We start from the raw sequence: 20,802 nt of genomic DNA, 5'->3' as shown, positions 1-20,802 counted from the left end.
GGGTGGCGACAATCTGCACTGCCCGCACGAGCCTCGCCAACTTCACCGATAGCGGTTTGCAGGCTCTTTTCTGGAGACGACGTGAAAATCCTCCCCGAGATCTCTCGTACGCTGAGTGAATACCTCCTCATCCCCGGCCTGACCACAGAGGACTGCACGCCGGACAACGTGGATCTCGGGGCGCCGCTGGTGCGTCACCGGGTCGGCGAGGAGTCGGCCGTCCGAATCGCCACACCCATGGTGAGCGCCATCATGCAGGCGGTGTCCTCGCCGACGCTGGCGGTGGCCCTGGCGCAGGTCGGCGGGCTGTCGTTCATCCATCAGAACCAGCAGATCCCGGACCAGGCCGCGGAAGTACTCGCGGTGAAGCGGCACAAGGCCGGCTTCCGCACTAGCGAGGTCACGGTGGCGCCGCAGACCCCCCTCGGCGAGGTCGCCCGCCAGCTCTCGGAGGCCGAGCAGGGCGTGGCCGTGGTCACGCGGAACGGCGAGACGGACGGCGAGTTCCTCGGCATCATCAGCCTCGACGACTTCCACCTGGAGCGTCACGGGGCGTCCGAGACCGCCGTCAACCGGATGCGCGGCCGCGACAACCAGGTGACCGCCGACGCCTCGGTCACTCTGTCCGAGGCCAACGAACTCATCTGGCAGCACCATCTGGACGTACTGCCGGTGCTCGAGGACGGCCGGGTCGCCTCCCTGGTCCTCAAACGAGATTACCAGGCCCACAAGACGTATCACCGTGCGTCGGTGGACGGCGAAAAGCGTCTGCGCGTCGGTGCTGGCATCAACTCCCGCGACTTCAAGGACCGCATTCCCGCGCTGGTGGAGGCCGGCGCGGACGTGCTGTGTCTGGACTCCTCCGACGGCTATTCCGTGTACCAGGCGAGGACCCTCGAATTCGCCAAGGAAAAGTACGGTGACGATGTTTTCGTCGGTGCAGGGAACGTCGTCGACGGCCGCGCCTTCCGTTACCTGGCCGACGCGGGCGCGGCGTTCGTGAAGGTGGGGATCGGCGGCGGCGCCATCTGCACCACGCGGGCTCAGAAGGGCATCGGCCGCGGGCAGGCATCCGCGCTGCTCGCCGTGGCGGAGGCGCGCGACGCCTACGCACAGGAGACCGGGGTGTACGTGCCGCTGTGCTGCGACGGCGGTCTGCTCAACGACTCGCACATGGCGATGGCCCTGGCGATGGGCGCGGACTTCATCATGCTCGGCCGCTACTTCGCCCGGCTCGACGAGAGCCCCTCGCGCAAGCTGCAAATCGGTGGCCAGTGGTACAAGGAGTACTGGGGCGAGGGCTCGCGGCGCGCGCAGAACGCGGCCCGCTACGGCCAGCGCGGCCAGATGGTCTTCGAGGAGGGCGTCGACGGCTACGTCCCCTACGCGGGCAGCCTGTACGACAACGTGGAGCGGACCCGGGCGAAGCTGATCTCCAGCATGATCAGCTGCGGGTCGACGACCCTGCGGGACTTCCACCGGGATGCGGTGCTGGTTCCGGTGTCGGCGGAGTCCTTCAAGCAGACCGGCGCGGAGATCGAGGTGCGCCGGCCTGCCATCGACGCCGGGGAGTGACCTGACCGGCCGGACGGCCCGGTGCCCTCAGCCTGCGTCCCGAAGGCGCGGGGCCGTTCACCGTTACTCAGGTTGAAATCGCGATGTCCGCGTCCTGGTGACAACACCGTTGGCTTAGTCGGGTAGCCGGGTCATGGCAACGTGACCCGGCTACCCGACTTAGTGCCGTTCGGCAGCGCAACGATGGCCGCGTAGCGGCTCGTGCCGGGCAGGCGCTCAGCTTCGGATAAGCGCATCCCACTGATCTCGGGTCGGGCCGTCGTGTTTCGGCGTGAAGTCTGGGTGGGCAGCCAGCCAGGCGGTGACGTGTTGGTCCACTTCGTCGGTGCCGTAGGCGTCGTCGGCCAGTCGCAAGAGATGGCGCACCTGGGCTCGGGCTCGTATGACGACGGGATCGTCAAAGGCGCAAGCGGCCAGGGCGGCAGCCCGCCGATCCGCGGGTGGTGAGCCCCCGACCAGGCATTGCTCGTCGGCGCGGTCGGCCTTCATCTGCGCGTCGAACCAGGGGCGGAGGGCCTGTGCTGCCCACGTGTGGTAGTCCATGGGGTCCGCGGCGATCTGGTCGGCATGGGTGGCGAGGTGCTGGGCCGCTCGCAGGCCCGGCGCCGGTGCTGCATCTCACCAAGGCCGCAGACGAAGCCGCCCCCTCTGCCTCCGCGGCCCCCAAGGCTGCCGCTGCTGCCGCCGGCGATTCGACCACGCGGGGCCTGGGCGTCGCGGGCCTGACCGCGGGTGTCCTGGGCATCGGCACGGCCGTTGTCGCCCTCTACCGCAGCCGCTCCGCCCGCCCGTAACCAACCGGAACACCGGGCACGCTCTGGCGAGGCCGGGGCAGGCGGAGTGCTACCGCCCCGGCCCTGCCACGGCTTCCGCGAGAGACCGCACAGCTGTTATCGGCAGCGGGGACTGCCCAGCGCTGCTCGAATGCCTATCAGTGCCACCAGGTTGAGCGCGGCGGTGTATTCAGACGTCGTCTCATTTGGTGAGTCTGCGGCAACAGATGAGGCTGCAGGCGATGGCGGTGAAGGCGAGGAAGTGCTCCGCTTTGCGTTCGTAGCGGCGGTGCAGGCGGCGGCAGCCGGCGCGCCAGGACATGGTGCGTTCGATCGTCCAGCGGTGCCGGCCCAGCAGTGTTGAGGATTCGATGCCCTTGCGGGCGATGCGGTGCCGGATGCCGCGCTGGCGAAGCCATCGGCGTAGGTGGTCGTAGTCGTAGCCCTTGTGCGTGGAGCTTGGCGGGGCGTCGTCTGCGCGGGCCGCGGCGGGAGCGATCGGCGGGATCCCGCGTACGAGTGGCCCGAGCGCCTGGCTGTCCTGGAGGTTCGCGCCGGAGATCCCGATGGATAGGGGTAAACCGGTCCGCTCGGTGATCAAGTGGATCTTCGAGCCTTTCTTGCCCCGGTCTACAGGGTTCGGACCTGTCAGCTCCCCTCTTTCAGCGCCCGCATGTTCACCGAGTCGGTCGCGCAACGCGACCAGTCCAGGTCGCCGCGCGAGCCCAGTTCGTCGAGGATCAGCCGGTGCAGCTTGGCCCACACCCGCGTTGCGGACCATTCGGTGAAACGCCGGTGCGCGGTCGGCCCGGACGGGCCGAAGGCCGGCGGCAACTGCCGCCAGGTACAGCCTGTTGTGGCGACGAAGATGATCGCCGCGAGGACCTCGCGGTCGCCGTGTCGTCGCCGGCCCCCGCCCTGCGGTGGCGTCGGGGCGGGAGGCACCACCCGCTGGAAGAGGTCGTACAACTCGCCTGGCACCAAGCGTTCCACGATCAGCACAAGCCCAGACTGCCGATTACACCAAATGAGACGACGTCTAAAGCAGCATCGGTTCCGTCGTACAACAGGAAAGGTGCGGGGAGCTACGCAAGCGGCTCGGAACGATGATGACTCAATACTGACGTTTCTGAGGGAGCGTCAGGTGTAGTGCCGGGATGGCTGGGCGCTCATCATCTGCCAGTGTGCTCGGTGCGAAGCAGGTGGGGGAGGAACGGAGTTGGGAGTCGCGACCTCCGGCTGCGCTCTGGCGCAGCGTGAGCGCGGCGCCGGTGAGGCCGTCGGCGGTGGCGACGGGGTGGTCGGCCACCTGGCCAACTTCTCACATTGCTGGCGGTAGGGAGCATGGCCGGTGAGGTGAGTGCCCCCATGGCCTTCCGGCAGCGCACACCACATCTCGCTCTGCTGGGATTCTGATGCCACGCCGCAGATCGGGTTGTGGCCAGGTGGCTGTCCTTGTCTGCCCAGCTCGCCCATTCCATGCGGTGGTCCGCCGCGGAGATAGGGGAGAGGTGGCGGCCTCGATGCCCACACCGCAGCATGCAGGCACACCGCGATTCGACCCCGTCTCGTTTGCGAGGAAAGAGAAGTGGAATCAGCGCGACCGCCATCCGCTGCCCCGGTCGGTCCCCACGGCCGGGCCCCGGGGTTGGTGAGCGCAGTCGGTACCGCCGCCTTGGCGCTACCGGGTGAGAAGGGCGCTTACGGTCTTGCCGCCGCATGGCCGGCGGGTCACTGCGGTGGTGCGGGCGAGGCGGTTGACCATGGGCCAGCCGAAGCCTCCGGTGCCGTCGTTCAGGTCGGGGGTGCGAATGCGCGGTCGACGGCCGGCTGCCGGAGGGCTTCCAGGAGGCCCGGGTGGTGTCGCGCGCATCGGCGACGGCGGTCGCGGAGCGGATGGTCGTGGCGTCGATGCACATCGTGTCGATCAGGTTCACCCTGGCCTCTGGCTCGTCAATGCCCGGCCCTGCCTGCCCGTCCCTCGTGCCCGCCCAGGGCTCCCTTAACCCGCCGGGCCCGATTACCTCACCGTCGAACACGCGAAAATCTATCTTGGCTGGAGTAGACATTGGGTGGTGGTGTGGTTATGGTTTCTCTCGTAGCCGAGATCAGCGAGGCCCGGCAGAGACGAACTGGCGGGCAGCAGTACAGGCAGTTGCAGTGTGCAGGACGGTGCGGTGGTGGAGTTCCGAAGCCAGAGCGGTTGCAGGAAGGCGACGGGACTGACGACCGGACCGGGGGCCCGCAGTGATCAGGGGCCGCCGTGAGCAGTACCGCAGTGGCAGTTCAGTAAGTGCAGTTCGCAGTACCAGCAGTGCGGTTGTCAGTAGTTCCTCGGCAAAGGCGTCGGCTGCGGCGCGCGTACCGGGAAGTTCGGCAGTGGGGTTCTAAGCCAGAGCAGACGCAAGATGGGCGACGGGGCTGGCTGCCGAATAGTGGCGCTTAATCAGGTCGCCAGCAGTTCGCATCACCAGTAGTACAAGCAGTACGCAGTCCCCGTTGGCAAGTAGTTGATCAAGAGGGAAGAACGGAGGAGTTGAGCGCCATCAGGATCGCCCGGGCGGAATCACTGAACCCGGGTACCGCAGGACATCGATAGTGAGGTGGTCTCCGGTCAAGCAACCGCGATCCCCGCACCCCCGACAGCATCTTGGTCGGGTCTGCGGAAACAGAAGGCCGGTGCAGTACCAGGACCGGCAGATGGTGTAGCAGTTCCTTCGGGGCCCTGGTGCCAATGGCACCAGGGCCCCTCCACGCGTTCCACAGAGAGGTGCAATGACAGCAGACGACTCGTACGGCCGTCTCGATGACGACGACTACCCCGCCTACACCATGGGCCGGGCCGCCGAAATGCTCGGCACCACGCAAGGCTTCCTCCGCTCCATCGGAGACGCCCACCTGATCACCCCGCTCCGCTCCGAGGGCGGCCACCGCCGCTACTCCCGCTACCAGCTGCGCATCGCCGCCCGCGCCCGGGAACTCGTCGACCAGGGCACCCCCATCGAGGCCGCCTGCCGCATCATCATCCTCGAAGACCAACTCGAAGAAGCCCAGCGCATCAACGCCGAACACCGCCGCTCCGCCGAATCGGCGAATCCAAAGGCCGCAGCCTGAGACGGCTGGGACCTGCGGCCTGCCCCGGCAGCTTCGTCGCTGCCGCTCACGCACGTTACCCGGAACGCTTCAACGTCCCGGGTAACGCTGTGGCGGGAACCTGCCTGTTTCTGCCTGACGGAGTCCGGCAGAAACAGAAGCCCACATCAGCCGCCTGAGCTGCCCCTCGGAGCGCGGCGGCCTGCGGCGAGTGCGTGGGCAGCTCACTGGGCTCGGGCCGCCGTGAATGCAGCGATTGCTGTACGGCGACATGCTCGCCAGCTGCGTGCCGACCACCTGGCTGGACTCACGGCTACTACCTGGATGTGGCGTCGCCAAAAGTCTCACCCGGCACGCCACCAAACCCCAGGCGGGCAAGTACGGCGAGGCAAAGACATGCGACTGGTACCGGGACCTCGACCTGCTGCCCGGCAGCGTCGAGAGCGTCATCGAACTGACAGCGTGTTGGCGGAGACCGTCGACCGCATCCTGCTGGACACGGGCTTGGCCGATCGATGGCGGTTGCCAGGCCCCGCGATGAGGAACTCGGCATCGTGTGCCCGGCACCGGACGCCACGGCCTTCCGACGGAACCCGCCCGGCGCGGCGCCCGCGGCCTCCCACGTCGCATGCTTGCCTCCGGCGGGCAGGCCGTACCTCCCGCAGGAGCGGCGAGACCTAGCGGGGGCTCGGGCGGAACGCGGCCAGGGTATGAATGGTGCCGATGGGGCGGGGCGAGTCCTGGGACCGCGACCCGACGCCTCCGGCAGGGTGTGCTCATCGAGGTGTCGGGTAGGGGGTGGGCGACGGGGGCTCAGCAACCGGACGGAGCCGGCCATGCGCGAGAGCGTCATGACGGCAGGAGCGGTACGGGAGACGGCGTCGAAGGTGTGTGCCGTCCCGGCTCCGACGGTGCTGCCGCAGATCAAGGACCCGCGGCACATGGCTCCCGCCGATGCGCGTGAGCTCACGAAACTGTTCGTGCTGCGCCTTGAGCGTTGGAGGAGGGAACGCACGAGTATCGGTACGTGCGCAACACCCTCATGAGGAAGCCGAGGCCAGCGGGACTCCAGCCGGCCGAGCCGGAGGAGTCGAGATCGGGCTGGGGGCGAAGCCCGCGTCGGCGAGGCAGCGGCGGGCGGGCGGCACCTTCCGGAAGCTCTCCCAGTTCGGAAGGTTGATGGCAACCAGGACCTCGCCATCGTGCGGGTGGCTGTTCGGTGTGCAAGTGGCGATCAGCTCGGACATGGTGACCTCCCGGTTCGAGGCGGCCGGGATAGTTGAGGCCCGGCCGCGCCTGGCAGCCGGGTCTGCTGACGCGGCAGCGGTGTGGGCTCCCTTACGGTCGGGTGAGAATTTCGGCTCCGCTGTCGGTGATGGCGATGGTGTGCTCGCTGTGCGCGGTCCGGCAGCCTGTCGCGCTGCGCAGCGTCCAACCGTCGGCGTCGGTGACGAGTGTGGCAGTGTCGGCCATGACCCAGGGCTCCAGGGCGAGCAGCAGTCCGGGGCGCAGCTTGTATCCGCGGCCGGGCCGTCCGGTGTTCGCGATGTGTGGGTCCTGGTGCATGGTCGAGCCGATGCCGTGGCCTCCGAACTCGGTGTTGATCGGGTAGCCCGCCTTGCTGAGGATCGTGCCGATGGCGTGGGAGAGGTCGCCGGTGCGCGCCCCAGGCTTGGCGGCAGCGATGCCGGCGGCGAGTGCACGTTCGGTCGTCTCGATCATCGCGACGCTCTCCGCTGGCCTGGCCTTGCCCACCAGAAAGCTGATCGCGGCGTCCGCGGCCACCCCGCCCCTGGCTACGGCGAGGTCGAGAGTCAGCAGATCCCCGTCTGCCAGCGTGTAGTTGTGAGGCTGCCCATGGAGCACTCCGTCGTTGACGGCCGTGCAGATGTAGTGCCCGAACGGGCCGCGCCCGAAGGAAGGCGCGTAGTCGACGTAGCAGGACTGCGCTCCCGCCTCGGTGATCATCTCCTTGGCCCACTGGTCGATGTCCAGCAGGTTCGTCCCGACCGTGCTGCGCTGCTTCAGCGTGTGCAGGATGTTTCCGACCAGGGCGCCGGTGTCCCTCGCCCGCTCAAGTCGCGCGGAGTTCAGGATCTCAATCATGGGGGACCTCTCATGTGCGTCCAATAACTATCCCGGTATAACTGTACCGGTATTAGAATGGGGTCATGGTCAGGTTGCCGCTCACCCCCGCCGAGGTAGAACGCGGACAGCGCCTTGGCGTCCTGCTCCGCCGAGCCCGGGGTTGCCGCTCGATGCTGGACGTGGCGCTCGCTTCGCGCATCTCGCCGGAAACTCTGCGGAAGATCGAATCCGGCCGTGTGGCTACCCCCGCCTTCCCGACCATCGCAGCGATCGCCGACACCCTCGGCCTGTCTCTCGACGCCGTCTGGGCCGAGATTAGCCAGGCGGAGCGAACCGTCGAGGATCAGTTGGTCCTGCCTGTCACACGGCATCCATCGCTGGTTTCGTAACGCCGCACTCAGAGAGTCAGCGGTTCACTGACCGCGCTGTGCCGGTACGCCTGCGCGCAGGCTGATCACCTCGTCGACCAGCCCGAGCACCGCCTAGCGGACCTCGGCGGCTACACCGACCTGGCCGCCTGTCGGCTCCATCGCTTCCTGCCCGAAGGGCGCGAGCGCCCTCACCGTCGCGGTGTGCCCGCACTCGGGGAAGGTGTGGGAGACCCGGTAGCCGACGCACTCGCGGCAGGCGGCGACATCGCCGTTCTTCCACTTCGGCATCGCGGTGCGGTTGGCCGCTTCACCGTCGACCCACGTCTTCGCTCGGCCGCCGGCCCGGGCCGGCGGCCGCTTCACGGAGGCGTCAGCGGATGCCACGTAACACGTGATGGTGAGAAAATCGAACCAGGGGCAAGGGTGGGCTCCGAGAGCGAGCACGCCAGGTTCACGAGCCCTTGGCGATGCCGGCCGCGAAAGGAGTCCGTCATGGTGGACGACCACAGTGGCAGCGAGACTCGGGCTTCCGGCCTGAAGGTGGTCGTTGTCGGGGCCACGGGCAACGTCGGCACCAGTGTCGTGCGGGCGCTGAGCGAGGAGCCCGCGGTCGGCTCCGTCCTCGGCCTCGCCCGTCGGCCGTGCCAGCTGTCGGTTGCCAAGACCCGATGGGCGTGTGTAGACGTCGGCGACCCGCAGGCCGACCTCGAAAGTCACTTCCGGGGCGTGGATGAGGTCATCAACTTGGCCTGGCTTTTCCAGCCCACCCACAACCCGGTGACCACCTGGCGTACGAACGTCTTGGGGAGCATGCGGGTCTTCGACGCGGTGGTGGCCGCCGGTGTCCCCGCTCTCGTCCACGCTTCCTCGGTGGGCGCCTACTCACCCGGGCCGAAGCACCGATTCGTCGACGAATCCTGGCCCACCCACGGCTGGCCGGAGGCGGCCTACTGCCGGGAGAAGGCTTATCTGGAGCGGGTGCTCGATGCCTTCGAAGAACAGCACCCCTTCGTCCGGGTGGTACGGATGCGACCCGGTTTTCTCTTCAAACGAGAATCGGCCTCCGAGCAGCGCCGCCTTTTCGCCGGCCCCCTACTGCCCCAACGCCTGGCCCGCCCCTCACTTCTCCCCGTCCTTCCCGATATCCCAGGACTACGGTTCCAGGCGTTGCACACCGACGACGCGGCCGACGCCTACCGCCGCGCGGTACTGCGCCCGGTTCACGGAGCGTTCAATCTCGCTGCCGACCCGGTCATCGACGCCAAGGAACTCGCCGGTCTTTTCCATGCCGGTACCGTGCGGCTCCCGCTGCTGCCGCTACGAAATGCGCTCGCCGCGGCGTGGCACCTCCATCTCGTGCCGGCCTCTCCCCAGCTTTTCGACGCGGTCCTGCGGCTGCCGCTGCTGGACACCACACGAGCCCGCACCGAGCTGGACTGGACCCCGCAGTACAGCGCGACCGAGGCCCTCACCGAGTTCCTCCACGGGCTGCAAGAGGTCGCCGGAGCGGACACAGTACCCCTGGCCCCCCGGCTGCCCGGTGGACGGGCCAGGGAACTGGTCACAGGCGTCGGCCGACGCCCATGACAACGGAGGCGCGCACCGGGAAGTTCGGCGCTGTGGTTCTAAGCAGAGCAGAAGCAAGAGGGGCGAAGGGGCTGGCTGCCGAACAGTGGTGCTGTCACAGACCATCCAGAGCGGCACGGACGACGCCAGCAAATAGAGCTGGCCGAGCTTCTTATGGTCCGTCGTGGTAGCCCGCTCGCTCGAATGGGCCACCTCCTGCCCGCAGCCGCGGCACAAGTTCAACACGCTGCCCAAGATCCGTACCGAGTCGCCGGCCTTCGACCTCCACTACCCGCAGGTGGCCCGGCTCGACGAGAAGCGGTCCGCCGGCCGACGAGATGTCGTCGAGCCCAGCAAAGGCGTAGCGCCGATGACGGATGAGACCAAGGACGACGACGCATGACTCCTCCCTCCGCCCAAGGGCCAGCCCCTGACCCGGCAGCAGGCACCGACAGATTCGAACGATTCCTCGGCGCGGAACACGAGCGTGCCCAGACCCGGAAGCGCTACCATGCCGGCGAACGACCCACTCAGCCCCAGCGCGTGCAAGGGCGGCTCGCACCACAAGAGACAACTCACGAGATACGAGAACGGGTTCGCCGCCGTTGCCTCAAAGTCGCTTTGCTCCTTGGCTCCATCTTGCACTGACCCTGTGCCTGATCCTATGGATCACGCAATGAGCACAATGGGCAGGAAGCATGCCCTCATCGCAGCCATGCCCCGAGCGCATCAGCCTGCCCAGGGCAACCCCGCGCACAAGTGAAACGTCAGTGGCGCTGCCAGGAGCGCTGTCAACGCCCGCTTCCCGGGCCGGCGGCGCATTCGCGGCCATTCTTCCCGAGGCACAGCCCAGCGGGGCGGCTGTGTTCAGGCAGCCTGTGTGAGTTCGGCGCGGCCGAACAGGAGCCCGTATCCGGAGGGGAGCTGGGCAAGGATGCGGGTGAGGAGGCTGTGGCCGGCGAGCTTGGCGACGGACGTGAGAACAGTGCCGGTGTCCCATCGTGCGGTGGCCGGAGTGCCGCCGGTGCGGGCGGCGAGGTCCTTGACGAAGTCCCGGCCGGTGAGGGGCTGGGTGCCGGGGATCTGGGCGGTGAACACCATGGCGGCCTCGACGGGCAGGCGGGCCGCGAGGTCGACGCGCTCCTCACCGGTGAGCTGCCGGCCCAGCGCGGCCAGTACGGCGCGGACGACTTCGCCGGCTCGCTCGCGGGTGGGGTAGGCACCTTCGTACCGGACTCGCTCCAGCATCTGGTCGAAGGTCATACCCGGTGCTGGAAGAGCCGGTTCAGGCTGCAGGGACATCGGGGAACGTCGCCTTTCTGGTCAAAGGATCGTGGTTGAACGTGCGCAATGTGGGCCGTGTTCTGCGCTCATGCAGACTGGGGGCGGCCGAAGAGGAGGTCGTAGCCCGGTGGGAGCTGGAGCAGGATGCGCTGCATGAGCTCTTCGCCCGCCGCGTCCGCGGCGACGCTGAGCACGGCACCGATGTCCCACTCGACGGTCTCCTTGGTGGCTCCCTCGATCCAGGCCGCGGTGGCCTGCACGAACCGCTCGGCGGAGAGCGGTTCATCGGCCTGTAGCGGGTTGAGAAGGATCAGGGCGTAGGTTTCCGGCAGCCGGGCGGCGAGTTCGGCTCGTTCGTGTCCCACCAAGTGGGCGCCGAGCAGAGCCAGGACGACTCGGGCCGCCCGGTCCGCCTCCTGTGGTGCGTCATATTCGCCGCGTTCCTGGACGTGGGTCAGGAACGCCTCCCACCGCAGGGTCATCGCAGATGCCCCCTTCGGAGCGTGCGCGGAGGGCGGGGCCAGGAGGGAGGGGAGATCCGCCCCGTCCTCCGCCGCTAATACAGGTGTGATCGGCTCAGCCGCTGATCTGCTTCTGCGTAGAGTCCCCGCCGATGGCGATCTTGCGGGGCTTGGCGCGCTCGGCGATTGGGATGCGCAGGGTCAGGACACCTGCGTCGTAATCGGCCTTGATGTGTTCGGTATCGAGGGTGTCGGCCAGCATGACCTGGCGCGAGAAGACGCCCAGCGGGCGCTCGGAGAGCTCCATCTGCACGGTGTCGCCCTTGGTGCCCGGCCGGCGCTCGGCCCTGACGGTGAGCATGTTCCGCTCGACGTCGATGTCGATCGCATCCGTGGTCACCCCGGGCAGGTCGAGGGCGATCACGTACTCCTCACCCTCGCGGTAGGCGTCCATCGGCATCGGCGATGGCCTCGACCAGGTGCCGGATGTTCCCAGCAGCTGCTGGGTGAGCCGGTCGAGTTCGCGGAACGGGTCGGTGCGCATCAACATCGCGAAACACCTCCAGAGACTTAGGGCAGTAGCTGCCAATGCGCTTCACCTGACACCGTTGTACCATGTCATCCGATGGACGACAAGCCAGAGAGTCGTCCATCGGGTGACAAGATCGGAGGATCACGGTGCCCCCACCCGACCAGCCCACGCCTTCCCCGAGCCAGCACGCGGCTCCCGTGCCCTTCCTCGCTGCCGCAGCGGCGCTGAACACCATCAACGAAGCCATGCACACCGCCCACACCGCGCAGGCCGACGAACCGCACACCCCCGCCACCGCACCCCAGCAGGCCCTGGCATCTCTGATACTGCTTCGGGAAGTCCGCGAACAGCTGGCGGTCTGGGAGACCGGCCTGATCGAAGCAGCCCGGGAAGCCGGCGCCAGCTGGGCGGACCTGGCCCAGCCCCTCGGCGTCGCCAGCCGCCAGGCCGCCGAGCGCCGCTACCTCCGCCTGCGACCCGATCCCGCCAACACCACCGGCGAAGAACGCGTCAAAGCCACCCGCGACCGCCGTGCCGCCAACCGCACCGTGGCCGCCTGGGCCCGCAACCATGCCGCCGACCTGCGCCAGCTCGCCGGCCAGATCACCGCCCTCACCAACCTCCCCGCCAACGCCCACGCCCCCATCGAGCACCTCAACCGAGCCCTCGCCGACAACGACGCCGCCCATCTCCTCGCCCCCCTGGCCGCCACCGCGCCGCACCTCCAGCACAACCACCCCGACCTCGTCACCCGCATCGAAACCCTCACCCGCCACGCCGAACAACTGCGCCACCACAGCAACGATCAGCGCCGCACCGCCTGAGCTTGGGGACAAGCGCAGGACCGCATGCGTCTGCTGGATGCGCCGATGCTGCACCCAAGGGGCAAGTACGGCAGAAGAGGGACTCGGTTCCGCTTCTTGGGCTCGGAGCCGCGAAGGCATGCGGGCCTGCGCACGCGTCCGCCGCCCGCTGGGAGGGTATGCAGTATCGCTTGGGCGAGCCTTCCGGAGGCCGTGGCTGAAGGCGGAAGCGGCGAGTGGGAGCCGAGCGGGTGAGTTTCCGGTTCTTGTATCGGGCACCTGGACAGTGAATGGCGCGGGTGTACCTAGGGCAGCACCGACCCGTTTTGCGAAGATCGGCTTCTGGAGGAAATATGCAGGTCACCATGCACGGGAATGCTGTTGGAACGCCGCCGGTCGAGCCTGCGCCACCGCCGGTGCCCACGCCGGGGAGGCCGCCCCTGCAGCCGGACCCGGATGCCCCAGAGCCCCCGCCCGGGCCCCTCGATCCCGTACACCCCGACCCGCAACCACCGCCGGCTCCCGAGCCGGAACCACAGCCTGAGCCGACCTAGGCGCTCGGCCTCTGAGGCGCGGGTCAGGAAGGCCGCGCAGGTGGGGCGGTCTTGTCGGGCAGACCCTCGGTGTAGGCCGGGCGGGAGTGGTCGTCCAGGGCGGTGTGCAGGTAGGTGTATCCCATGCCGCCTCGTCGGTCCTTGTTGGTACTGCCGGCTGCCCGGCCGAGGACTTTGTGGCCGCCGCTGTCGGGGATACGGCCAAGTTTCTTGACGTCGATGTGGACCAGTTCGCCGGGCCGGTCCCGCTGGGAGCGGCGGATGGGCTCGCCGGTGGCCCGGTCCAGTGCGGCCAGGGCCGGCAGGCCGTGGCGTTTGAGGATCCGGTGGGCGCTGGAAGCTGCCACGCCCACGCGAGCGGCCCGCCGCAGGGGCCGATCGATGCCCTCTGCGGCGGCGTCGGATTGCAGTCGGCGCGTAGCTCGGCCGCTATCGCCTCAGCGGCGATGCGGACGAGGTCTCCGCAGCGATGGCACGCCACGAGATCCTGCCTCTGCCCGTCATCGACGGCCACCCGCCTGGTCGGCTTGGTGGACTGGCCGACATCGCGCGCCTGCCCGACCCCAGGTCGCCCAGCTCCTTGAAGCCCTCTCGACAGGCTGAACCGACGCGACAGCAGATCGTCTGGAGCCCTGCGGGCTTGCCAGGTGGCGGGAGTTCTCCTTCGGACCTGGACTAGAGATGTGCTCCCGGCGCCGCGTAGGAGTGCCAGTGCCCCAGAGCGCCGGGTGCGCCCATCCACCAGAATCCGGCGGCCGGGTGGCCGTGCCGAGCGGTCCGCCCGCCGGGCCGGAGGGGTGGACCGCGTCGTTGTCGTCGCTCCGTGATCGCGTCCAGTAGCGTTTCGCGTTCAGGCTGATCCGGCCTGGTGCAAGGCTCCTCCTGGCCCCGACGCCTTGGGCGAGGCCACCCCCACATCCAAGGGGCGCTGGGGTGGTCTTCACACCTCACGGGCGCTGTGCATCGCAGGAGCGGGATGTGACAGTCCCTGGGCAGTACTGCATCTGCGAGGAGCGCAGCCATGAGACGTCCACGCACTGGGACCGAACCGGTAACGGCCCGTAGCCCCTTGCGGCTGCGGCTCATCCTGGCTTCTGCCGCGGTGGTGATCTTCGTCGCGGCAGCCGTGGGCCTCGCGATGGGAGTGCGCTCCGCCGGACCACACGATTCCCCCAGTCCCACCGTGCTGTTGGTGCTGGCGGTGGTGTGTGGCGTGCTCGCCATCGCCGCGGTGCTGGATCTCGTGGTCGTCATCCGCCGCCTGCGAAGCGAGAGGACCACGGGCCCGTAGGGCCTGTGCCGCTCGTGCCGGCCTGGCCTCGAGTTGCGGAGGGGCCGGCACGAGATGGAGGTGCCCACGTCGCGGCGAGCGCATTTCGTAGCGGCAGCGGGAGCCACACGGCGCGCGCGTTACTGGCTTCCGGGTAGGTCGGGCAAGCGCAAGCCCGGCTGGACGGGGTACCAGCCGGGCAGTTTGGGGGCGTCCGCGCGTCGATGTGCGGCTGATCTATCAGTGGTGCCCGTGAGCAGAGCTTGAGGCACCGCCGAACAGCCGGGCCACGGCCCGGAATGGCAGGGTGACGACGGTGGCGATGGCCCCGCCGATGGACCGAAGAACATCTGCGATTGCCCTCAACACGGTGAACCTCCGTACTTCTCCAGCACAGTGCGCCGGCTCGGACTTGCCGCTGCACGGCCGATCACTGGTCAGGTGCCCGCTGACCGGCCGAGGAAACAGAGTCGGTGATGGAACAGAACGCCATCCGGCCAGACGGAGCAGTCTCCGCACAGGCTCCCGGAGCGAAAGCTCCAGCCCGACGCCGCCGCGTAGAAGCCCTGAGAGGCCTGCAGGTCGCGGGTCAACAGGTTCACTCGCATAGACCCAGGCGCGGGAGTGGCGGCGGGAGGCGGCATCTGGACCGGCGTCGCCCTCGTCGAGCGGTGTAGCCCTGCCGCAGCATGCGCCGCGCCCGGCTCCGCTACTCCGTGAGGCTCACGACGGTGTCGAGGCCGGCATGCCGCAGGGTGCGCTGAACGGCGCGGCGGGCCCCGCGGGTGGTGACGGAGACAGTTTCCGGCGCTCGTGTGACCGCGCGGAGCAGGGCGTAGGCGCACGCGAGGCCGATGCGCTCAAGGCCGCTCATGTCCCATACCCAGGTGCCTGCCTGCCGCAGGTTCCGGTCGTTGAGGAGCTCTTCGAGCTCGGGCAGAGCGTGCGCGTCCAGGACACCGGAGAACGTCAGGACAGCAAGCTGCTCGTCAGCCTGGGTAAGCGCTACGGGTGCGCGCTCCGGCTGGGCGGGCTGAGGGGGCATGGCTGCCACGGCGACCTCCTTGCAACACGTCGCGAACGTGCCTCCATATTCTCAACATTCTCGACGGACGCTGCGGGGTAGCCCGCTGGTTGACCGTGGCTCGTGCCATGCGGGGTCAGTCCGCGGGGTGGGCGGGGTCCTTCATCACCCAGGTACCGCCGGGGCAGTCTTCCGGCAGGGGAGGGAAGGTGTGGTTCTTGACGTTGGTGCTGGTGTTCCACCGGTGGGACTGTCCGCAGTCGCACTCGTGGATGCCGCTCTGGGGGACGGTTTCGCCCGGGTGGAAGGTCTGCGCTGGTTCGCTCATGTTTCCTGTCCATGGCTGGCAGCCTGGCCCCGCGACCGGAGACATGCGCAGGAGGGATGCATGCAGCTTCGGCGATCGCGGGCCGTGCCGATGCCGTCACTTTGCGAATTTGTCCGGTAGCTTTTTGTGTCCAGGCTGGTCGGTTCCGCGCGGTCAGTTAGTCCTCTCGGCGAGTGGCGGGCGGCCTGGGTGCAGGCCCCCTGTATCTGGCAGCCGGGTTTGCGTGAGCCGCCCCTGCTTCTTTCAGGGACAGGGGCGGCCTTCGCGTCTGCCGACCTCCGATACCCGTTCCCGGGTGCCGTGGCAGGGATGGGAACGAGGAACGGTATGGACAAGAGCGACGAACCGATGGCCGGCCTGGCGCTCTGTGACCTGTGCGGCATGCCCCTTCCGCCGGCAACGCAGACCTGCAGCCTGGTCCCCGATTCTTCCTTCCTCCACCCCTACGACCCGGACCATGACGGCCTGCGCCGCCTGGCAGCCTGCGGCCCCGAACACCTCAGTGAACTCCAGCAGCAGTACCGCGAGCGGCCCTTCGTCAAGGACGAGCTGTGGGCGGGCAAGGTCGTCCGTGCCCTGCGCACGCAGCCGGACCTCGACGAGGACGAGCTCGCCGACGTGACAGGACTGAACTACATCCAGATCGAGCGCGGCCTGACCTGGGAGAGCGAACGCTTCCTGCGGGAACAGACGCCCCCGAACGATCGCGAGGGACCAGCAGGAGCAGCCGGGACGCAGAACACCGAAGAGCCGAACTGAGCCCCAGCCGCCGCTGTGAGGGCAGCAGGGGCGGGTGGTGCGTGGACACAATGCGAAGAGCCACCCTGGTGGCCTGGGGCCAGGGTGGCTCCTTTCTCTCCACCACGGGCTCTGGCACGGCCCGTCTTCTCCGGCGCCTGCCTCCCGGAGGTCTTTCCCCCTTCAGCATAGGCCAATAGGCCCTGGGACCTTCAGGCGTCCTGTGTCCGGTCGCCACGCCCATTCGTCCGCTAGAGGGGCAATTGGGTCCCCAGCGGTGTTAGGCCCCCACGAGTTCGGGAACCCGTGGTGCGAGAGCCGGACGTGCCGGCTGCAGAGCGAGAGGCGGCATGCCATGGGGCATGGCGGCGATGTGATCGCGGAGCTGACCACCGACCACCGGGAAGTCGATGACCTCTTCAAACAGTTCGAGGATGCTCCCCCTGGCAGTAAGGATCGCAGGCGGCTGGTGGATGCGTTGACGATCGAGCTGGTGCGGCACTCCGTCGCCGAGGAGGAGTACCTCTACCCGGCGGTGCGGGAACACCTGGAGGAGGGCGACACGCTGGCGGACAAGGAGCTCGCCGACCACGCGCGCGTAGAGCAGCTCCTTGACGACCTCCAGCAGCGCGAGGCCGATGATCTCGACTTCGACCGGTTGGTGCTGAAGCTGCGCACCGAGGTGACCGCGCACGTTGATGACGAGGAGAACCACCTCTTCACCCAGCTGCGCACCCACGTGCATCCCTACGTCCTCGAAGAGCTGGGCAACAAGATCCGGCAGGCGAAGAAGACCGCTCCTACTCGTCCGCATCCCGGCGCCCCGAGTACGCCGCCGGCCAACAAGCTGCTCGCCCCGGGCCTTGGGATGGTGGACCGGGTGCGCGATTACGTCTCCGGCCGCGGCAAGTAACCGCCGTCTCCTTCCCCTACCCAACGAAAGGTGCAAGAGCATATCTGCGGCACGCGACATCATGACCGCTGCCGCGGAGTGCATCGGCCCTGAGGACAGCGTCCTGGACGCCGCCCGCAAGCTCACCGACCTCGGCGTCGGCGCCCTGCCGATCTGCGGTACCGACGACAAACTCAAGGGTGTTCTGACCGACCGGGACATCACCGTCAAGGTGCGGGCAAGGGCCGCGACCCGCAGCAGACCAAGGCCGGTGAACTCGCCCAGGGCGAGGCCGTCACCATCGGCGCCGACGACAGCGCCGACGAAATCTTCGCCACGATGGCCCGACAACAAGGTACGCCGCCTGGCCGTCCTCGACGGGCACCGCCTGGTCGGCATGGCGGCACTGGCTGACGTCGCCCGCGCCCTGCCCGACCCGCAGGTCGGTGACCTCCTCGAAGCCCTCTCCACCGACTGACGACACCGACGCTGCCCGGGTGGCGACGTCGGCCCGCCGGACGTGGACTGGTATTGCCCGCCGCAGAACCGCCGGGAAGGCTGAACGAAGAAAGGGTGAGCAACCGTGCCTGCAGGATCCAACAAGAAGCGTGAACGGCAGTACGAGCACATCAAGGAACAGGCCGAGGAGCGTGGCACCTCCGAGAAGCGGGCCAAGGAGATCGCCTCCCGCACGGTGAACAAGGAACGCGCCCGCTCCGGCGAAGCCAAAACCGCCGGCAAGGCCTCCACCCGCGACCCGAAATCCGCCCCGCAACGCGGCGGCGAACGCTCCCACAGCGGGCCCGGCGGCCCGACCAGGGACCAGCTCTATGAAGAGGCCAAGAAGAAGAACATCGAAGGCCGCTCCACCATGAACAAGGACCAACTGCGCCGGGCCGTCGGCCGCTGAACCACTGGCTCCGACCCGCTCACATGGAGACAAGGGCCGGGCGCAGCCTGCCACTACTTCGGGGAGTGGCAGGCTGCGCCCGGCAGCTGAATAGGGCAGCCGCAGATCACCCAGACCGTCTCCGGCCCGCGTGTCCAAGAGCTTCGTCGTCGTCCCCCGCCACTGGTAAGTCGAGCGCACGTTGGGTGGTTGATGTCGAGACGGGAGATGCGGGCGGGCTCGTGCGGGCCACCGCCGCCTGGGCCCCGCGCAGCGACGACCAGGTCGATCCCGGCGGTCCTCTTCGGCAGTCTGGCTCAGGCGTCGGCGAGGAGTCCCGCCCGCAGAGTGGCGCATGCACGGGCGAGGAGGCGGGAGACGTGCATCTGGGACAGTCCCAGCTTCTTGCCGATCTCGGACTGGGTCATCTCCGCCCCGAAACGGAGCTCAAGGAGAGTGCGCTCACGCTCATCGAGCTGAGCCACGTGCGGCTTGAGAGCCTGGAGATCCTCGGCCAGCGCGAGCGCGGGGTCCTCGTTGCCGATCAGGTCGGCGATGAATCCGGTCCGCTGCTGGCTGCCACCGGTTTCGATGGGCCGGTCGATGGAATCGGCGTCATAGCCGTTGCAGGCGACCAGGCCCTCGATGACCTCGTCCTCCGCCAGCTCCAGCTGGGCCGCGTAGTCGGCTATGGAGGGCTCGGGAATGCCGCGTCCCTCCAGCTCCTCGCGGGCGCGCGCAAGGTCCACGCGCAGCTCCTGCAGCCGGCGCGGGACGTGCACGGACCAGGTCGTGTCGCGAAAGAACCGCTTGATCTCCCCGGTGATGTAAGGAATCGAGAAAGTGGTGAACTCGTTCTCCCGCGCTATGTCGAAGCGGTCGATGGCCTTGATCAGACCGATCGTGCCGACCTGCACGACGTCTTCCATCTCCTGCCCGCGGCTGCGGAAGCGGCGCGCGACGTAGCGCACCAGTGACAGGTTCATCTCGATGAGCGTGTTGCGCGTGTACTGGTACTCCGCCGTGCCTTCCTCAAGGGTCGCCAACCGCTCGAAGAACAGCTTCGACAGGCGACGCGCATCCGGCGGGGCCATACGCTGGGCCTTGTCCACCAAGGGCAAAGAAGGCGGTGCAGACTCAGGCGCTGCTTGCCTTTCCGAGCGGGTCACGGATGTGTGGATCTGCGTCGCTGGCGTCGCCATGGCTGGCTGCTCCTCTCTGTTTCCTGTCACCGCGTCGCTCCGTCACCTACCCGTCGGCTCCAGGTAAAACATCTTCCATGGGGAAACTGTTTCCGCAGGGCAACTGAGACGGCACATGCCTGCGGCGCGCCCCCGTCGCGGCCGATGAGCCCCAAACAGGCCTTGATCGAGCTGCTCTTGTAGCGCACGCAGACAGGCCATCGGGCAACTGGGCTCCCTACCGCGGAGGCCCGCCCGGATCGTTGCCCAGCGCACCACCACCCACGCGCAAGTCAAAGCCTGCGCACCGGCACCGTCGCAGCGCTGAATCGCACCCGCACCCCACAGGGAGCTCCTCCTCGTCAAGGTTCAGCTGCTTACGCAAGATCCGTGCGATCTTGCCCGCCCACGGCTCCTCGACGAACGAATGCTCGCGGTACGGCTGGTGAAGTTACCGGGGTACTCGCGGCCGAAAGCCCGGGGGTGCAGTCGAGCGCGTGTGGCCGAGCGGAAGAGACAGACTGCGCCCGCGCAGCCTTTTCTTCGGCATCGCCCAGGCACCCGTGGGGCGACCGCTACCGCCGCCCCGACGTGCTGCTCGAGGCCGGATCCTGCCCTGCGCTGTGCAGCCCGCCCGGCTCGTTGGTTTTGTCCACGAGAACGGACGTCAGATGTTCACGTCTTCGGGAGGCGCGGAGAAGGGGATGTCGTTCGAATTCTGTGGCCGCATCCTGTCTGCCAGGACGGGCCGGTCGGGTGCGAGGGCGCTGGCCGGTAGCCGAAGGCGCCCTCCCAGGTGGCCCGGTTCTCAGTCGATGCGCTTGGCGGATGTGATGTAGATCGGCTCGACCGGGACGTTCTGCATGCCGTTCTTGGTTGTCGTGGGGGTGTTCACGATCTGGTCGACCACGTCCATGCCCTTGGTGACCTTCCCGAAGACCGCGTAGCCGGCATCACGGCCGGGGTCGAGGAAGGCGTTGTCGGCCACGTTGAAGAAGAATTGCGAGGTGGCCGAGTCCGGGTTCGAGGTGCGGGCCATGGTCACCGTTCCCCTGACGTTGTGCAGCCCGTTGCTGGCCTCGTTGCGGATCGGGGCCTTGGTGTCCTTCTGTTGCATCTGCCGGGTGAAGCCGCCGCCCTGGGCCATGAAGCCAGGGATCACGCGGTGGAAGATCGTGTTGTTGTAGAACCCACTGTCGACGTACTGCAGGAAGTTCGCTGCCGAGACTGGGGCCTTCGCGCCGTCGAGCTCGATCTCGATGTCTCCGAAGCTGGTACTCAGCAGGACATGGGGGCCCATAGTCGTGTCTCCTGTCACCGATGGATTGTTGATCACTCTCGGTGGCAGCCTGCACCATCCTCAGGCTGCGCGAGGCCCAA

23 protein-coding genes and 5 pseudogenes are annotated in these 20,802 nt (G+C 68.1%); 12 read left to right on the top strand and 16 right to left on the bottom strand.

Going from position 1 to position 20,802, the window contains the following annotated elements; all coding sequences use genetic code 11:
* Positions 1 to 81: 81 nt before the first annotated feature.
* Positions 82 to 1,575 (top strand): IMP dehydrogenase, encoded by a 1,494-nt coding sequence (locus ACWGI6_RS15320; RefSeq protein WP_453267941.1) that lies wholly within the window; start codon positions 82 to 84, stop codon positions 1,573 to 1,575.
* A gap of 216 nt (positions 1,576 to 1,791) precedes the next feature.
* Here ACWGI6_RS15320 and ACWGI6_RS15315 read toward each other — a convergent pair.
* Positions 1,792 to 2,181 (bottom strand): annotated as a pseudogene (locus ACWGI6_RS15315) (FAD-dependent oxidoreductase); the annotation flags it as partial.
* Positions 2,182 to 2,183: 2 nt separating this feature from the next.
* Between ACWGI6_RS15315 and ACWGI6_RS15310 the strand changes: the two are divergent.
* Complete coding sequence (locus ACWGI6_RS15310) at positions 2,184 to 2,369, top strand: hypothetical protein (protein WP_453267940.1); 186 nt, start codon at positions 2,184 to 2,186, stop codon at positions 2,367 to 2,369.
* A 181-nt stretch (positions 2,370 to 2,550) separates the two neighbouring features.
* Here the strand turns inward: ACWGI6_RS15310 and ACWGI6_RS15305 are convergent, their stop codons facing one another.
* The 3 genes and pseudogenes from ACWGI6_RS15305 to ACWGI6_RS15295 all read right to left on the bottom strand — a co-directional run.
* Positions 2,551 to 3,111: an IS5 family transposase gene (locus ACWGI6_RS15305; protein WP_453267939.1), complete on the bottom strand. Its 561-nt coding sequence runs from the start codon at positions 3,109 to 3,111 to the stop codon at positions 2,551 to 2,553.
* On the bottom strand, positions 2,997 to 3,350 hold the full coding sequence (locus tag ACWGI6_RS15300; RefSeq protein ID WP_453267938.1) for a transposase: 354 nt from the start codon (positions 3,348 to 3,350) through the stop codon (positions 2,997 to 2,999). The genes ACWGI6_RS15305 and ACWGI6_RS15300 overlap by 115 nt, the downstream gene beginning before the upstream one ends.
* Before the next feature lie 679 nt (positions 3,351 to 4,029).
* Positions 4,030 to 4,167 (bottom strand): annotated as a pseudogene (locus ACWGI6_RS15295) (ATP-binding protein); the annotation flags it as partial.
* 956 nt (positions 4,168 to 5,123) lie between these two features.
* Here ACWGI6_RS15295 and ACWGI6_RS15290 point away from each other — a divergent pair.
* Positions 5,124 to 5,462 carry a MerR family transcriptional regulator gene (locus ACWGI6_RS15290; protein ID WP_453267937.1) on the top strand — a complete coding sequence of 113 codons (339 nt, stop codon included), beginning with the start codon at positions 5,124 to 5,126 and terminating at the stop codon, positions 5,460 to 5,462.
* Positions 5,463 to 6,481: 1,019 nt separating this feature from the next.
* On the opposite strand, the gene ACWGI6_RS15285 is transcribed toward ACWGI6_RS15290, so the two are convergent.
* Both ACWGI6_RS15285 and map read right to left on the bottom strand, forming a co-directional pair.
* On the bottom strand, positions 6,482 to 6,688 hold the full coding sequence (locus ACWGI6_RS15285; RefSeq protein ID WP_453267936.1) for a hypothetical protein: 207 nt from the start codon (positions 6,686 to 6,688) through the stop codon (positions 6,482 to 6,484).
* Positions 6,689 to 6,779: 91 nt separating this feature from the next.
* Entirely contained in the window at positions 6,780 to 7,547 is a 768-nt protein-coding gene (gene map, locus ACWGI6_RS15280) for a type I methionyl aminopeptidase (RefSeq protein WP_453267935.1), read from the bottom strand.
* A gap of 65 nt (positions 7,548 to 7,612) precedes the next feature.
* On the opposite strand from map, the gene ACWGI6_RS15275 reads away from it, so the two are divergent.
* Complete coding sequence (locus tag ACWGI6_RS15275) at positions 7,613 to 7,918, top strand: helix-turn-helix domain-containing protein (RefSeq protein ID WP_453267934.1); 306 nt, start codon at positions 7,613 to 7,615, stop codon at positions 7,916 to 7,918.
* Between the two features lie 93 nt (positions 7,919 to 8,011).
* Here ACWGI6_RS15275 and ACWGI6_RS15270 read toward each other — a convergent pair whose 3' ends face one another.
* Positions 8,012 to 8,284: a hypothetical protein gene (locus ACWGI6_RS15270; RefSeq protein ID WP_453267933.1), complete on the bottom strand. Its 273-nt coding sequence runs from the start codon at positions 8,282 to 8,284 to the stop codon at positions 8,012 to 8,014.
* A 108-nt stretch (positions 8,285 to 8,392) separates the two neighbouring features.
* Between ACWGI6_RS15270 and ACWGI6_RS15265 the strand changes: the two genes are divergently transcribed.
* Complete coding sequence (locus tag ACWGI6_RS15265) at positions 8,393 to 9,487, top strand: NAD-dependent epimerase/dehydratase family protein (protein ID WP_453267932.1); 1,095 nt, start codon at positions 8,393 to 8,395, stop codon at positions 9,485 to 9,487.
* A 172-nt stretch (positions 9,488 to 9,659) separates the two neighbouring features.
* Positions 9,660 to 9,869 (top strand): annotated as a pseudogene (locus ACWGI6_RS15260) (cytochrome ubiquinol oxidase subunit I); the annotation flags it as partial.
* Between the two features lie 464 nt (positions 9,870 to 10,333).
* Here ACWGI6_RS15260 and ACWGI6_RS15255 read toward each other — a convergent pair.
* The 3 genes from ACWGI6_RS15255 to ACWGI6_RS15245 all read right to left on the bottom strand — a co-directional run bounded on the left by ACWGI6_RS15255 (position 10,334) and on the right by ACWGI6_RS15245 (position 11,761).
* Complete coding sequence (locus ACWGI6_RS15255) at positions 10,334 to 10,729, bottom strand: DUF2267 domain-containing protein (protein ID WP_453267931.1); 396 nt, start codon at positions 10,727 to 10,729, stop codon at positions 10,334 to 10,336.
* Positions 10,730 to 10,836: 107 nt separating this feature from the next.
* Positions 10,837 to 11,232 (bottom strand): DUF2267 domain-containing protein, encoded by a 396-nt coding sequence (locus ACWGI6_RS15250; RefSeq protein ID WP_453267930.1) that lies wholly within the window; start codon positions 11,230 to 11,232, stop codon positions 10,837 to 10,839.
* 94 nt (positions 11,233 to 11,326) lie between these two features.
* Positions 11,327 to 11,761, bottom strand: coding sequence for an Hsp20/alpha crystallin family protein (locus tag ACWGI6_RS15245; protein WP_453267929.1), 435 nt, complete (start codon positions 11,759 to 11,761; stop codon positions 11,327 to 11,329).
* Between the two features lie 128 nt (positions 11,762 to 11,889).
* Here ACWGI6_RS15245 and ACWGI6_RS15240 point away from each other — a divergent pair, with 128 nt between their 5' ends.
* Entirely contained in the window at positions 11,890 to 12,567 is a 678-nt protein-coding gene (locus ACWGI6_RS15240) for a type III effector protein (RefSeq protein WP_453267928.1), read from the top strand.
* 586 nt (positions 12,568 to 13,153) lie between these two features.
* Here ACWGI6_RS15240 and ACWGI6_RS15235 read toward each other — a convergent pair.
* A pseudogene (locus ACWGI6_RS15235) lies at positions 13,154 to 13,423 on the bottom strand (IS481 family transposase); the annotation flags it as partial.
* Positions 13,424 to 14,121: 698 nt separating this feature from the next.
* Between ACWGI6_RS15235 and ACWGI6_RS15230 the strand changes: the two are divergent.
* A complete protein-coding gene (locus ACWGI6_RS15230) occupies positions 14,122 to 14,391 on the top strand; it encodes a DUF6343 family protein (protein WP_453267927.1) in 270 nt (89 codons plus the stop codon).
* 219 nt (positions 14,392 to 14,610) lie between these two features.
* On the opposite strand, the gene ACWGI6_RS15225 is transcribed toward ACWGI6_RS15230, so the two are convergent.
* From ACWGI6_RS15225 to ACWGI6_RS15215, 3 genes are all read right to left on the bottom strand, one after another.
* The gene (locus ACWGI6_RS15225) at positions 14,611 to 14,739 is read right to left on the bottom strand and encodes an LPFR motif small protein (protein WP_326615786.1); all 129 of its coding nucleotides are present in this window, start codon (positions 14,737 to 14,739) and stop codon (positions 14,611 to 14,613) included.
* 340 nt (positions 14,740 to 15,079) lie between these two features.
* Positions 15,080 to 15,415: an STAS domain-containing protein gene (locus ACWGI6_RS15220; protein WP_453267959.1), complete on the bottom strand. Its 336-nt coding sequence runs from the start codon at positions 15,413 to 15,415 to the stop codon at positions 15,080 to 15,082.
* 115 nt (positions 15,416 to 15,530) lie between these two features.
* The gene (locus ACWGI6_RS15215) at positions 15,531 to 15,722 is read right to left on the bottom strand and encodes a hypothetical protein (RefSeq protein WP_453267926.1); all 192 of its coding nucleotides are present in this window, start codon (positions 15,720 to 15,722) and stop codon (positions 15,531 to 15,533) included.
* Between the two features lie 327 nt (positions 15,723 to 16,049).
* Between ACWGI6_RS15215 and ACWGI6_RS15210 the strand changes: the two genes are divergently transcribed.
* The 4 genes and pseudogenes from ACWGI6_RS15210 to ACWGI6_RS15195 all read left to right on the top strand — a co-directional run bounded on the left by ACWGI6_RS15210 (position 16,050) and on the right by ACWGI6_RS15195 (position 18,262).
* A complete protein-coding gene (locus tag ACWGI6_RS15210) occupies positions 16,050 to 16,481 on the top strand; it encodes a hypothetical protein (RefSeq protein WP_453267925.1) in 432 nt (143 codons plus the stop codon).
* Positions 16,482 to 16,815: 334 nt separating this feature from the next.
* On the top strand, positions 16,816 to 17,373 hold the full coding sequence (locus ACWGI6_RS15205; protein WP_453267924.1) for a hemerythrin domain-containing protein: 558 nt from the start codon (positions 16,816 to 16,818) through the stop codon (positions 17,371 to 17,373).
* 61 nt (positions 17,374 to 17,434) lie between these two features.
* Positions 17,435 to 17,830: pseudogene (locus tag ACWGI6_RS15200) on the top strand (CBS domain-containing protein).
* Between the two features lie 105 nt (positions 17,831 to 17,935).
* Positions 17,936 to 18,262 carry a plasmid stabilization protein gene (locus tag ACWGI6_RS15195; RefSeq protein ID WP_453267923.1) on the top strand — a complete coding sequence of 109 codons (327 nt, stop codon included), beginning with the start codon at positions 17,936 to 17,938 and terminating at the stop codon, positions 18,260 to 18,262.
* Between the two features lie 296 nt (positions 18,263 to 18,558).
* Here the strand turns inward: ACWGI6_RS15195 and ACWGI6_RS15190 are convergent, their stop codons facing one another.
* Complete coding sequence (locus ACWGI6_RS15190) at positions 18,559 to 19,443, bottom strand: SigB/SigF/SigG family RNA polymerase sigma factor (RefSeq protein WP_453267922.1); 885 nt, start codon at positions 19,441 to 19,443, stop codon at positions 18,559 to 18,561.
* 787 nt (positions 19,444 to 20,230) lie between these two features.
* On the bottom strand, positions 20,231 to 20,722 hold the full coding sequence (locus ACWGI6_RS15185) for a peptidylprolyl isomerase (protein WP_453267921.1): 492 nt from the start codon (positions 20,720 to 20,722) through the stop codon (positions 20,231 to 20,233).
* Positions 20,723 to 20,802 lie beyond the last annotated feature (80 nt).

Source organism: Streptomyces sp. NPDC054786 (genome assembly GCF_053611685.1).
This window is presented reverse-complemented; position numbering and strand designations above follow the sequence as displayed.